The organism is Variovorax sp. EBFNA2 (assembly GCF_033802765.1).
In the GTDB taxonomy this organism is placed as follows: Bacteria; Pseudomonadota; Gammaproteobacteria; order Burkholderiales; family Burkholderiaceae_C; genus Variovorax; species Variovorax paradoxus_H.
On sequence record NZ_CP138496.1, the window covers coordinates 3,294,798 to 3,308,085 of the forward strand.

Annotated in this window: 10 protein-coding genes; 8 read left to right on the top strand and 2 right to left on the bottom strand. The window is 70.9% G+C overall.

From position 1 onward, the window contains the following. Window positions 1-106: 106 nt before the first annotated feature. Genes bcsD through RZE79_RS15445 form a run of 7 tightly spaced genes read left to right on the top strand, consistent with a single transcriptional unit; the run spans window position 107 to window position 11,644 of the window. On the top strand, window positions 107-502 hold the full coding sequence (gene bcsD / locus RZE79_RS15415; protein WP_319355293.1) for a cellulose biosynthesis protein BcsD: 396 nt from the start codon (window positions 107-109) through the stop codon (window positions 500-502). After that, entirely contained in the window at window positions 499-858 is a 360-nt protein-coding gene (gene bcsR, locus RZE79_RS15420; protein WP_153284244.1) for a BcsR/BcsP family cellulose biosynthesis protein, read from the top strand. The genes bcsD and bcsR overlap by 4 nt, the downstream gene beginning before the upstream one ends. Window positions 859-860: 2 nt before the next feature. Then, the gene (bcsQ, locus tag RZE79_RS15425; protein WP_319355294.1) at window positions 861-1,676 is read left to right on the top strand and encodes a cellulose biosynthesis protein BcsQ; all 816 of its coding nucleotides are present in this window, start codon (window positions 861-863) and stop codon (window positions 1,674-1,676) included. Further along, entirely contained in the window at window positions 1,673-3,862 is a 2,190-nt protein-coding gene (gene bcsA / locus RZE79_RS15430) for a UDP-forming cellulose synthase catalytic subunit (RefSeq protein ID WP_319355295.1), read from the top strand. Before bcsQ ends, bcsA begins: the two co-directional genes overlap by 4 nt. Continuing rightward, on the top strand, window positions 3,859-6,177 hold the full coding sequence (gene bcsB, locus RZE79_RS15435) for a cellulose biosynthesis cyclic di-GMP-binding regulatory protein BcsB (protein WP_319355296.1): 2,319 nt from the start codon (window positions 3,859-3,861) through the stop codon (window positions 6,175-6,177). Before bcsA ends, bcsB begins: the two co-directional genes overlap by 4 nt. 11 nt (window positions 6,178-6,188) lie before the next feature. Beyond that, on the top strand, window positions 6,189-7,400 hold the full coding sequence (gene bcsZ, locus RZE79_RS15440) for a cellulose synthase complex periplasmic endoglucanase BcsZ (RefSeq protein WP_319355297.1): 1,212 nt from the start codon (window positions 6,189-6,191) through the stop codon (window positions 7,398-7,400). After that, window positions 7,376-11,644, top strand: coding sequence for a cellulose synthase subunit BcsC-related outer membrane protein (locus RZE79_RS15445; protein ID WP_319355298.1), 4,269 nt, complete (start codon window positions 7,376-7,378; stop codon window positions 11,642-11,644). The genes bcsZ and RZE79_RS15445 overlap by 25 nt, the downstream gene beginning before the upstream one ends. 108 nt (window positions 11,645-11,752) lie before the next feature. Here RZE79_RS15445 and RZE79_RS15450 read toward each other — a convergent pair whose 3' ends face one another. Then, the gene (locus RZE79_RS15450) at window positions 11,753-12,055 is read right to left on the bottom strand and encodes a hypothetical protein (protein WP_228121769.1); all 303 of its coding nucleotides are present in this window, start codon (window positions 12,053-12,055) and stop codon (window positions 11,753-11,755) included. Window positions 12,056-12,144: 89 nt separating this feature from the next. Then, the gene (locus RZE79_RS15455; protein WP_319355299.1) at window positions 12,145-12,777 is read right to left on the bottom strand and encodes a response regulator transcription factor; all 633 of its coding nucleotides are present in this window, start codon (window positions 12,775-12,777) and stop codon (window positions 12,145-12,147) included. Window positions 12,778-12,976: 199 nt separating this feature from the next. Between RZE79_RS15455 and RZE79_RS15460 the strand changes: the two genes are divergently transcribed. Next, window positions 12,977-13,219, top strand: a complete 243-nt coding sequence (locus tag RZE79_RS15460) for a helix-turn-helix transcriptional regulator (RefSeq protein WP_153284236.1) — start codon at window positions 12,977-12,979, stop codon at window positions 13,217-13,219. Window positions 13,220-13,288: the final 69 nt, after the last annotated feature.

Genomic DNA, 13,288 nt, shown 5'->3' on the forward strand with positions numbered 1-13,288 from the left:
ATTAACAGCTCCAACACAATGCCCCGGTATGGACATCGCAGAGCCCGTTTTTCAGCACTACGAACGGCGCGCGTGCAGCGCACAGTGGTTGGCATTCAACCGGGGCATGGCCTCCGAACTGAGTGCCGGTCTGCCGCCTGAAGACATTCGCCAGCTTTTCTTCCGCATCGGCCAGCGCGTGGCCAACGCCTTGCCCGTGTCCCCGTGCGACACGCTGGCCGACCTGCAGTCGCAGTTCAATGCGCGCTGGGACGGCATCGACTGGGGCTTCAGCAGCCTGCGCGAAGAGGCCGACTGCCTCGCCATCACGCACGCGTGCAGCCCCCTGGCCATGGCCTTCGGCCCCGAGGCACTGGGCTGGAGCAGCGGCTTCTTCGAAGGCGTCTACCAGGCCTGGTTCGACGCCCAGCGCATGCCGCCCTCGCTGCGCGTGACGGCGCTCGAACGCCATGCGCCGGCAGGCCCCGTCGTCGCGCTGCGCCTCGCGAGGAGCTCGCCATGAACCCCGACGACCGCTCTGCCGAAGACGTCGCCGGCCTGTTTCGCAAGTTCGGCGGCGACGCCCACGCGTACAAGGAGTTCGAGCCCCCCGAGGCACAGGCGCAGGCCGCGAGCCCCTGGCCGCTGCTCTCGGGCGGGCCGATCGATCGCACGCCGGCGGCGGCGCCCGCGATGGCGCCCATGCCACCCGCTCCGTCCGTTCCGCCGGCGCCCTTTGCCGCGCCGGTGGCGCCGCTGTTTTCCGCGGCTGCCGGCCCTGCGCCGAACGAACTGCAGGCGTTGTTTGCCCGGCTCGCGGAGCCCGCGCGCACCGCGGTGCCGCCGGGTCCCATGTCACGCTGGCGCCGGCCGACGTGACGATGGTCGTCATCCCTGTCATTTCCTCCAAGGGCGGTGTCGGCAAGACGACCATTGCCGCGAACCTCGCCACCACCCTCGCGGCGCGCGGACGCCAGGTGCTGGCCATCGACCTCGATCCGCAGAACGCGCTGCGCTTTCATGTGGCGAACGACCCGCACCACGGCGGTGAAGAGGGCCTGCTGGCTGCGGCGGCCGGCCAGCTGCCCTGGACGCAGGCGATGTGCCCCGCGCACGGCGGCGTGGTGCTGCTGCCCTTCGGCACGGTGGACGACGAGCGGCTGATCGGCTTCGAGCACGAACTGTCCCGCCGCCCCGGGTGGCTGGGCGACACGCTCACGCGCTTCGGGTTGCCGCCCGACATGCTGGTGATCGTCGACACGCCGCCCGGTCCCACCGTCTATCTGCAGCAGGCGCTGCGTGCGGCCGACGTCTGCGTGATCCCGGTGCTCGCCGACGCCGGCTCGTTCGCCACGCTGCCGATCGTCGAGCGCATGGTCGACAAGTACTGCCGCGCCCGCGCCGGCTACCGGGGCAGCGCCTATGTCATCAACCAGGTCGATCCCGGCCGGCGCCTGAACCACGACGTGTTCGCGATGCTGCGCGTGCGCCTGCAGCAGGAGCTGCTGGGCGTGCTGCACCTGGACGCCTCGGTGTCGGAGGCGCTCGCCTCGGCCCTGCCCGTGCGGCACTACGCGCCCCTGAGCCAGGCGGCCGAGGACGTGTCGGTGATCGCCGAGCGGCTCCTCGCGCGCCTTGCCTCGCCCTTGCCCTCGTCCGCGCAGGCCTTTGCGCCACGCCAGGAACCGACCCGATGAAAAGCAATACCGGCGACACCGGCTACGTGCCGCGCGAAGCGCCCGGCTTCCTGCGCCTGTGGCCGGTGCGCCTGCTGGGCTGGCTCGTGGCGCTGGCCGTGCTGCCGGCGCTGGTCATCGCACCGATGACCTTCGAGCAGCAACTCGTGCTGTCGGTCGGCATCTTCGCCGCGGCGCTGGTGACGAACCGCTTCCGCGGCCGCTTTGCCGGGCTGGTGATGATCGTGCTGTCGGTCGTCGTGTCCTCGCGCTACACCTACTGGCGCGTGACCGAGACCATGTACATGGACAACCTGCTGGACCTCGTGCTGGGCGTGGGCCTGCTGATGGCCGAGCTCTACGCGTTCGTGGTGCTGCTGCTGGGTTATGTGCAGACCGCCTGGCCGCTGGAGCGCAAGCCGGTCCCGCTCCCGGAAGACACGGCGCTGTGGCCGACCATCGACCTCTTCATTCCGACCTACAACGAGCCGCTGTCGGTGGTGCGCCCGACGGTGCTGGCGGCCCAGTCGATCGACTGGCCGCGCGACAAGATCAAGATCTTCGTGCTCGACGACGGCCGGCGCGAGGAGTTCCGCACCTTCTGCGAAGAGCTCGGCGTGACCCACGTCACGCGCGACAACAACCGCCATGCGAAGGCCGGCAACATCAACGCGGCGCTGAAGAACACCACGGCCGAATTCGTCGCGATCTTCGATTGCGACCACATCCCGACGCGCTCGTTCATGCAGATCGCCATGGGCTGGTTCGGCCGCGACCCGAAGCTGGGCATGGTGCAGCTGCCCCACTACTTCTTCTCGGCCGACCCGTTCGAGCGCAACCTGGACACCTTCGGCCGCGTGCCCAACGAGGGCGAGCTGTTCTACGGACTGATCCAGGACGGCAACGACCTTTGGAACGCGACCTTCTTCTGCGGTTCGTGCGCGGTGCTGCGCCGGACCATCGTCGAAGAGGTCGGCGGCATCGCGGTGGAAACCGTCACCGAAGACGCCCACACCGCGCTCAAGATGCACCGCCGCGGCTACAACACCGCCTACCTGGCGCTGCCGCAGGCGGCCGGGCTGGCCACCGAAAGCCTGTCGGGCCACGTCGGCCAGCGCATCCGCTGGGCGCGCGGCATGGCGCAGATCTTCCGCATCGACAACCCGCTGTTCGGGCGTGGCCTGCACTGGGCGCAGCGGCTGTGCTACCTGAACGCGATGCTGCACTTCCTGTACGGCCTGCCGCGCCTGATCTACCTCACGGCGCCGCTGGCCTACCTGTTCTTCGGCGCGAGCGTGATCCACGCGTCGGCGTCGATGATCTTCGCCTTCGCGCTGCCGCACATCCTGCATGCCAACCTCACCAACAGCCGCATCCAGGGGCGCTTTCGCTACCTGTTGTGGAACGAGGTCTACGAGGCGGTGCTGGCCTGGTACATCTTCCGGCCCACGCTGGTGGCGCTCATCAATCCCAAGCTCGGCAGCTTCAACGTGACGGCCAAGGGCGGCCTGGTGCAGGAGGCGTACTTCGACACCCAGATCGCCCGCGCCAGCCTGGTGCTGCTGATGCTGAACTTCCTGGGCGTGTGCGCGGGCGTCTGGCGCCTGACCTGGGTCGATCCGCAGAACATCGCCACCGTGTGGCTCACGCTGGCCTGGACCGTCTACAACCTGATGATCCTGGGCGCCTGCGTGGCGGCGGCCAACGAGTCGCGCCAGGTGCGCAGCGCGCACCGCGTGGCGCTGGAGGTGCCGGCCACGCTGTACTTCGAAGACGGCACCTCGATGCGCTGCAGCACCTTCGACTTTTCCAGCGGCGGCCTGGGCATCGCGCTGCCGGCCGACGTCCCGCTCGCGCAGGACGCGAAGGTGGTGGTGGCGCTGTACCGCGGCGAGACCGAGTCGCGCTTTGCCGCCACCGTGCGCTTCAGCAGCGGACGACGCCTGGGCCTGCGCTTTGCGCCGATGACGCTCGTGCAGGAACGCGCGCTGGTGCAATGCACGATGGCGCGCGCCGACATCTGGGCCGCGCGCTGGGGCAACTACCCGCGCGTGGGCATTCACCGCGTGCTCAGCCACCTCGTGCGCATCAGCGCCACGGGCTTTCGCAACATGTTCGCCCACTACTACCGCGCCGCCACCTCCCGGCTGCGCCCCTCCGCGGCTTCGTCCCCGAAGCCGCCTGTCGAAGCGAAGGACCCTGTGTGACGACCTCCCTGCATGTGCCCGGCGGCATGGCGACCCTTCCGCGGCCGGCATCGCGCCGCGGCGCCACCCTGGTGGCGCTCGCGCTGGCTGCCGCGGCATCGGGCGGCGCGTGGGCCCAACCGCAACAGCCCCAGGCCCCTTCACCCGCACCGGCACGGCCGGCCACGCCGGTGGCGACCGCGGCCGCCCCCGGCGGCGCGGTGCGCGAGCTCAACCTCACGCAGCTGGGCATCGACTACGCCGTGCAGCTGCGCGGCATCAGCGGCACCGTGGGCATTCCGTTCAACGTGCGCGCCGACGAGCTGGTCACCGCCGCGTCGCTCAAGCTCAACTACGCCTACTCGCCCTCGCTCATCCCCGAGCTCTCGCACCTGAAGGTCACGGTGAACGACGTGCTCGTCGCCACGCTGCCGGTGAGCCGCGCCGAGGCCGGCAAGCCCCAGACGCAGGACATCCCGATCGACCGGCGCCTGATCACCGAGTTCAACCGCATCAACGTCGAGCTGGTGGGGCACTACACGCGCGAATGCGAAGACCCGGCCCACACCAGCCTGTGGGCGCGCATCGACGCGTCGAGCACGCTGCGGCTGAATGTGTCGCCGCTCAAGCTCACGAGCGACCTGGCCACGCTGCCGCAGCCCTTCTTCGACCGACGCGACGTGCGGCGCGCGCGCATTCCCTTCGTGTTCGGGGACGCCGAATCGCCGCCGTTGCTCGAGGCGGCCGGCATCGTGTCGTCCTGGTTCGGCGCCCTCGCCGACTACCGCGGCGCCACCTTCCCGGTGACGCGCGGCGAACTGCCGGCCGGGCACGCCGTGGTGTTCGTGCTGCCCGACACGCGCATCGCCAACCTCACGCTGCCGGCCGTCCAGGGCCCGGCGCTGGCGGTGGTCGACCATCCGCAGGACGCGGCGTCAAAGCTGCTGCTGGTGATGGGCCGCGACGCCGCCGAACTGCGCACCGCCGCGGCGGCACTGGCACTGAACAGCCGCGCGTTCTCGGGCGAGCGCACCAGCATCACCGCGTTCCAGGAACCGCCGCCGCGCAAGCCCTACGACGCGCCGCGCTGGGTGCCAAGCGACCGCCCGCTGCAACTGGGCGAACTCGCCGCCGCCGCCGACCTGTCGGTCTCGGGCTACACGCCCGACGTGGCGCGCGTGAACCTGCAGCTGCCGCCCGACCTCTTCACCTGGCGCAGCCGCGGCATCCCGCTCGACCTGCAGTACCGCTACACGCCGCGCGTGCGACCCGACCAGTCGACGCTCAACGTGAACGTCGACAACAACTTCATCGGCGCACTGCCGCTGCGCGCGGCCAACCCGGCCGGCGACCGCTGGTGGAACCCGCTGGCCGTGAAGGTCATGCCCGACGGCACGGTGGCCGAAAACCGGCAGGTCATGCTGCCGCCGCTGGCCTTGGGCCCGCGCAGCCAGCTGCGTTTGCACTACTACTTCGAACCCTCGGGCGGTCGGTGCCAGCCGCTGCTGGACAACGTGCGCGGCGCGATCGACCCGACCTCGACCATCGACGTGTCGGGCTTTGCGCACTACATCGCGATGCCTGACCTGGCGGCTTACGCCAACGGCGGCTTTCCGTTCTCGCGCATGGCCGACCTTTCGGAAACGGCCGTCATCCTGCCGGACGCGCCCGACGCCGCCGACACCGAAACCTACCTGGGCCTGCTCGGGCAGATCGGGCATGCCACCGGCTACCCCGCGCTGCGCGTGAAGGTCGGGCGCCCGGCAGAGGTTGCGCAGTGGGCCGACAAGGACCTGCTGGTGATCGGCAACCTGCAGAACCAGCCGCTGTTCGCGCAGTGGTCTGCCCAGATGCCGCTGCAGCGCAACGGCACGTCGCCGCAGCTGAAACTCAACAGCTGGCTGGACACCGCCATCGACTTCGTCATCGGGGCGCGCCAGCGCGAAGACCTGCCCGGCGCGATGCAGATCGCCATGAGCGACGACGGCCGCGACGCGGTGCTGGCGGGCTTCGAGTCGCCGCTGCGCAGCGGGCGCAGCGTGGTCGCCGCCGTCACCAACGCGGCCTCGAAAGAAGCCCTGCTGGCTGCGCTGATGACGCCCGACCTGCTCAAGCGCGTGCAGGGCAGCATGACCATCGTGCGCGACGCGCAGGTGCACAGCGTGCTCGGCCAGGACACCTACTACGTGGGCCGGCTGCCGCCGATCGCCTGGCTGAAATGGAACCTGTCGCGCAGCCCGCTGCTGCTCGCCGGGCTGGTCGTGGCGCTGGCCTTGCTGACCGCGGCGGTGGCGTTTGCCAGCCTGCAGTTGCGGGCGCGGCGCCGTTTGCATTGACGAGGATGCCCATGACACGCACCGCACCGTCTTCCCCCCTGCACATCGGCCGACGCCCCCTGCTCATGGCGACCGCGCTGGGCTGGGCCGCCTCGCGCGCCGCCTCTGCGGCGCCGGCCGCCGCACCGTGCCATCCCGCCTCCGACTGGGCCACCTTCGCCGCGCGGCATATCCAGCGCGACGGTCGCGTGATCGACTTCCACACGCCGCAGCAGCAATCGACCTCCGAAGGCCAGTCGTACAGCCTGTTCTTCGCCCTCGTTCACAACGACAAGCCGACGTTCGCGCGCGTGCTCGCATGGACCGAAGCCAACCTGGCACAAGGCAGCCTGGCCACCGACCTGCCGGCCTGGCAATGGGGCAAGAAGGCCGATGGCGGCTGGGGCGTGCTCGATGCGAACGCCGCCTCCGACGCCGACCTGTGGATCGCCTATGCGCTCATGGAAGCCGGCCGCCTCTGGAACGAGCCGCGCTACGCGAAGCTCGGCCGCAGCCTGCTGGAGCTGGTGGTGCGCGACGAAGTGGTGGCGCTGCCGGGACTCGGCCGCATGCTGCTGCCGTGGCCCGCGTCGGTGGCCAGCGGGCCGCTGTGGCGGCTCAACCCGAGCTACATGCCGCTGCAGCTGCTGCGCTACTTTCAGCAGGCCGATCCGCGCGGACCGTGGCGCGAAGTTTCGGACAACACGCTGCGCATGCTCGACGCGGTGGCGCCCAAGGGCTTTGCGCCGGACTGGTGCGCCTGGTCGCAAACGGCCAACGCCTTCGTCGCCGATCCCGAGAAGGGCGCGGTGGGCAGCTACGACGCCATCCGCGTCTACCTGTGGGCCGGCATGCTGTCGCCGCGCGCGCCTGAGCGCAAGGCGCTGCTGCAGCGCCTGAATGGCCCGCGCCAGTTGCTTGCCGAACGCCATCCCATGCCCGAATCGGTGGACACCGCCACCGGCGCCGGGCGCGGCACGGGCCCTGCGGGCTTTGGGGGCGCGCTGCTGCCGTACCTGAAGGCGCAGGAGCTGCCCGAGGCGCTGGCCACCGAATCGGCCCGGCTGCCGGGCGGTCGCGCCGAAAGCTCTTCCTCAGCGGCGCCAACCCCGCCGCTGCCGTATTACGAGCAGGTGCTGGCGGTCTTCGGCCAGGCCTGGCTCGACGGCCGTTACGAATTCGATCGCGACGGCCAGTTGCAAACCTCCTGGAGACTGCTATGTCGATCCACCCGAGCGGCATGAAGCCGTTGTGTCCACCGGCGCTGCGCCGGGGCCCGGGACGCATTCCCGCCGCGCAATGGATGGCCTGCCTGGGCCTGCTCGCAGCGGTCTGCGCGAGCGACCCCGCGCGGGCGCAGGCGAGCGCCAGCGCTGCGCTCGTCGAGCAAGGCAACTACTGGCAGGCCCAAGGGCGCGCGGACCTCGCGGAGGAAAGCTGGCGCAAGCTGCTGCGCGTCGATCCGCAGTCGGCCGATGCCATGTACGGCATGGCGCAGGTCGAGCTGTCGCGCGGCAATGCCGAGCCGGCGCGCACGTGGATCTCGCGGCTGCGCACCGCGCACCCGAACGACGGCCGCATCGCGCGCCTGCAGCAGCAGGCCCAGCAACCCGGCCAGGGCAGCACGCTGCAGCGTGCCCGCGCTGCGGCCCGCGCGGGCCGCAGCGCCGAGGCGGTCGAGTTGTACCGCAGTCAGTTCGACAACCGCCCGCCGCCGCAAGCGCTGGCGCTGGAGTACTACCAGGTGCTCAGTGCCACGCCGCAAGGCGCCGACGAAGCGCGCAAGGGCATTGAGCAACTCGTGAAGGACCAGCCCGACAACGCGAGCTACAAGCTCGCGCTCGCCCAGCTGCGCACCTACAGCGAATCGACACGGCGCGAAGGCATCCGCAGCCTCGTGGAGCTGGCGAAGCAACCCACCGTGGGCGCCGCCGCGCGCGCGAGCTGGCGCCAGGCGCTCATCTGGCTCGATGCGCGCGCGCCCGACATTGCGCTCTACCAGGACTATCTGGCGAGCAACCCGAACGATGCCGCCGTGTCGGCGCGCCTGGAAACGCTGACCGCCGGCAAGGCCGCTGCGGCCGCCTCGCCCGGCGTGCCGCTGGGCGAAGGCTTCCGCGCACTGGACCGCGGCGACCCCGCCACCGCCGAACAGCGCTTCCAGCAGGCGCTGCGCGCGAAGGCCGATGACCCTGAAGCCCTGGGCGGCCTGGGCCTGGTGCGGCTGCGTCAGGAGCGTTTCGGCGAAGCACAGGAGCTGCTGGAACGCGCCGCACGCGGCTCGGGCGGCAGCAAATGGAATTCGGCGCTGCAAAGCGCCACCTACTGGAGCCTGGTTGGCCAGGCACGCACGGCGCGCGAGAAGAACGACACGCGCGGCGCGCAGGCGCTGCTCGAGCGCGCGGTGCGCATCGACCCGCGCGAAAGCGTCGGCCAGATTGCGCTGGCCGACCTGCGCGCCGCGGCCGGCGACCTGCCGCAGGCCGAGCAGGGCTACAAGCGCGTGCTCGACAGCAAGCCGTCGAACGCGCAGGCGCTGCGCGGGCTCATCACCGTGTACGGGCGCCAGGGCCGCGCCGACGACGCGCTCGCGCTGGCGCGCCAGCTCCCGCCCGAACAGGCCGGCCAGCTTGGCGGCCTGCGCGAGATCCAGGTCGAGCAGGCGCGCGCCAAGGCTCGCCAACAGGCCGACGCGGGCGACGCGGCCGGTGCGCAGCGCACGCTCGAAGACGCGATGCTCGCCGCGCCCGACAGCCCGTGGGTGCGCCTCGACCTCGCGAACATCTACCGCCGCCAGGGCCTGGTGGCCGAGGCGCGCGGCGTGATGGAAGGCCTGCTGATGTCGCAGCCCGACATGCCCGACGCGCTCTACGCAAGCGCCCTGCTCGCCTCCGAAACCGGCGACGCAGCCGGCGGCATCCAGTACCTGGAGCGCATTCCCGCCGCCTCGCGAACGCGCGACATGGCGGCGCTGCAGCGCCGGCTCTGGGCCCAATCGCAGGCGCAGCGCGCGCAGGCGCTGGCACGCCAGGGACAAATCGATGCCGCGCGGCAGGTGCTCGGCCAGGCCGAGGCGGCGCTCAGCAGCGACATGCCCGCCGAGATCTGGGGCCAGCTCGCCGGCGCCTATGCGGAAATCGGCGATGCGCCGCGCGCGCTCGCCATGAGCCGCCAGCTGCTCGCGCGCAGCCCCAACCCGGGCATCGGCGACCGGCTGCTCTATGCGTCGGTGCTGCTCAAGACGAAGCAGGACGTCGAGCTGTCGGCGGTGCTGCGCCAGCTGCAGCCTGCCGGCATGACCGCCGCGCAGCGCAGCGACTTCGACAGCCTGCGCATCGCCTTCGCGTTGCGTCAGACCGATGCGCTGCGCGAGGCCGGCAACCTCGAGGCCGCCTACAACGCGATGGCCCCCGTGCTGGCCGAGCGGCCGGACGATCCGCGCGCGCTGGCGGCACTCGCGCGCCTCTATTCGGCCGCACGCGATGAAACCCAGGCGCTGGCGCTCTACCAGCGCGTGCTGCAGCGCAGCCCCACCGACCTGGACGCGCTGCTCGCCGCGGCCGCCAGCGCCAGCGCGCTGCGTCAGCACAGCGAGGCCGAGAACTACGTGATGGCCGCACTGAAGCAGGCGCCCGACCAGTCGCGTGTGCTGGCCGCCGCGGGCCGCGTCTACCGCAATGCCGGCGACAGCCGCAAGGCGGAGCAGTACCTGCGCGCCGCCGTGGAAGCCGACAGCCGCGTGGCCACGGGCGGCGTGCCCGGCGCGGCGCCGGCGGGCCTGCCCGCGGCCAATCCGTTCGCAGGCATGACGGGCGGCGCGCCAGGCGCGGTCGTGCCGGCCAGCCATCCCGGCGCGGGCGGCAATCCCTTTGCGCAGCCGCGCATGCATCCGATGGCCTATGCGGCGGCGCCGGTGTATCCCGCCGCGCCCGCAAGCCCTGGCTACCCGGTCGCAGGCGCGGCGCCGGGTGCGCTGCCCTGGACCTCCGGCGCGGGGCCGGCCCCGGCCACCGGCGGCAAGGGCCGACGCACCGCGGCCAAGGCGTCATCGCGCCATGCCAACGCCGAGGCACGCAACACGCCGCAGGCCACGGCCTACATCGCGACGCCGGTGCAGCCGTACCCGGTCGCGAACGCGCCGGCCGGCGCCTATCCTTCGCCCACCGCTGCGTATGCGCAGGCCGGCGGCATCGCCCCGCTGCCGGTTCCCGGCACGTCCGCTTCGGGCTGGAACGCGCCGCTGCGCACCGCCGCGCCCGCCGACACGGTGGCGGCGGAACTGCGCGAACTGCAGGCGCAGCGCTCGATCGACCTGACCGCCGGCACCGTCTACCGCAACCGCGCCGGCGAAGCCGGGCTGAGCCAGCTGTCGGACTTTCAGATTCCGATCCAGGCGCGCTTCCCGGTCGGCGAAGGCAAGGTCGTCGTGGGCGTCACGCCGACGGTGCTCGATGCGGGTACGCCGTCCGCCGACTACGCCACGGGCAGCCGCTTCGGCGGCGGCCCCGGTGCGGCGATCAACGGCCTGCTGGCCGGCACCAGCGCAGGCCAGCAGAATGCGGCCGGCGTCGGGCTGAGCGTGGGCTACGAAGGCAAGAACTTCGGCGCGAGCATCGGCACCACGCCGCTGGGCTTTCCCGAGACCAACGTGGTCGGCAACGTGTCGTATGCCGGCTCGTTCGGCGATTCGTGGAACGCCAAGGTCGACGTGTCGCGCCGCGCGGTCACCGACAGCCTGCTGTCGTTCGCGGGCGCCAAGGACCAGCGCACCAACGAGCGCTGGGGCGGCGTGGTCGCCACCGGCGTGCGCGGCGACATCGGCTACGACGACGGCACCTACGGCGTGTACGGCTATGCCGCGATGCACGGCATCACGGGCAAGAACGTCGCGAGCAACAGCCGCTTCGAGACCGGCGGCGGCGCGTACCTGCACCTGGTCAACAACCCGGGCTCCAAGCTCACGCTGGGCATGAACCTGGGCCTCATGGGCTACGACAAGAACCTGAGCTACTACACCTTCGGGCAGGGCGGCTACTTCAGTCCGCAGAGCTTCGTGAGCGTGGCCTTCCCGGTCGACTGGAGCGGGCGCAGCGACCGTCTGTCGTGGCGCCTGAACGCCTCGCTGGGCGTGCAGTCGTTCACCCAGAAGGCGTCGCCCTACTTTCCGACCGACAGCGCACGCGCGCGCGATGCGGGAGGCGCGGCCGCCTACGCCGCCTCGCTGGGGCTGAGCAGCGTGCCCTTCACCGGCATGTACGAGAAGACGTCGAAGACCGGCCTGGCCTACAACCTGGCCGCGATCCTCGAGTACCAGCTCGCACCCAAGATGTTCCTGGGCGGATCGATCGGCCTGAACAACGCGCAGAACTACCGCCAGCTGACGGGCGGCGTGTACCTTCGCTACGTGTTCGACGGCGCCGGGACGCTGGGCGTGCCGAGCGGCACGACGCTGCGTCCGCTGGTCTCGCCCTATACGCCGCTGCTCTGAGGAGGGGCGCGAGCGGCTGGATGCCCTGCACGATCGCGCGGTCGGCCTCGCCGACACGCATGTCGCGCATGCCGCGCATGTCGCGGCGCTCCGGATGACCGGCGGCTGCTAGCCGCAATAGGCGCCGAGGATGCGCCCCGTGGGATCGACCTGTGCGTTGAGCCGCGTGGCGTCCTGTGCCGGATCGGCGGGGGCCGTGGCGGGCACCGTGCGGGCGGTCTTTGCACCGGCGCGCTGGCGCATCTCGTCGAGCAAGGGGCGCGTGGCCTGCATGCCGAGCGCAAAGCGCACTTCGGGGGCCTGGCAACTCTCGGGCGGCGGCGTGAAGCTCGGCGGCGCCGGCACGTCGGAGGTCAGCGGGCGGTCCTTGGGCGGGGCCTCGCAGCCCGCGAGCACAGCAGCCAGAGCCATCAGAAGAACCCCGTGCCGGCCAAACGTCATGCGCATCTTGTCTTGCTCCTTGAAACCAGCCTGAAGCTTAGCCGCCCGCGGCGGCCCGCTCATGACCCCTTGCGTTGCAACGGGGACAGCAGCCCCAGGCGGATGCCCGTGATCACGGCCTCGGTGCGATTGTGCACACCCAGCGCCTGGAACAAGGTGCCGATGTACTCCTTCACCGTGTGCTCCGAAAGACCGAGTTCGCGCGCGATCGACTTGGTCGGCAGCCCGCGCGCCAGGCCGTGCAAGGTGTCGGCCTGCCGCGGACTGAGCGCGGGCCTGGCGACGCTCTTCGGCCCCAGGTGCAGGATCTCCTGAGGAAGGTAGACCTCTCCCGCGAGCACGGTCTCGAAGGCCCGCTTCAGGAAATCGGCCGGCATGCTCTTGGGCACGAAGCTCATGGCACCGGCCTCCAGGCAGCCACGGATGATGTCGACATCGGTCGATGCCGACACCACCACCACCGCGATGTCGGGTGCCGCCGCTTTCAGGCGCACCAGCGCATCCAGGCCGTACTCGCCCTTGAGTTCGAGGTCCAGCAGGCAGATCGCCAGGTCCGGGTGGCGCAGCGCCAATACGCAGGCCTCGTCGACCGTGGCAGCTTCGAAGATTTCGGCGCGGCTTTCCATGCTCTCGAGCAGCATGCGCAGGCCCGCACGAAACAACGCGTGATCGTCCAGCGTCATCACTTTCATGGCACACCCCCTTCGACCTTGTTGGTCGATATGCAGCCCCATTCTGACGCCGGCGAGGACGAGTGAACCCGCAAGGCCTTGGAACTAGATCACCCTCCACGCAAAAAACTATCAGCCCCCTGCGAAGGAGGGGTTGGGCCCCTGGTGCGATTGGAGGAGATTCCCCTCCGACCGCTGTTGCCGCCAAAGGAGGCCGACCATGAACGCCAGCTTTCAAGACCGCCTGATCTCGCTCGTCGCCGAATCGCAGCCCCAGTGGAAATCCGAACTCGCCCGCCAGTGCGGCGTCAGCGCTCCCACGGTGATCCGCTGGCTCACCGACCGCCACAGCTGCGCCGGCACCCTGCACCTGCATGCGATCGCGGCGTACTTCAAAGTGCCCGCCCGATGGCTGGCCACAGGCGACGGCCCGGAGCGGGTCCGCGCACGGCGCTCACATTGAAAGGGTTGTAAGCGAACCGCTGCGAACGGGCGCGCAGGCGGCAAGCCGGCCTCGGCCATGGCGTATGCT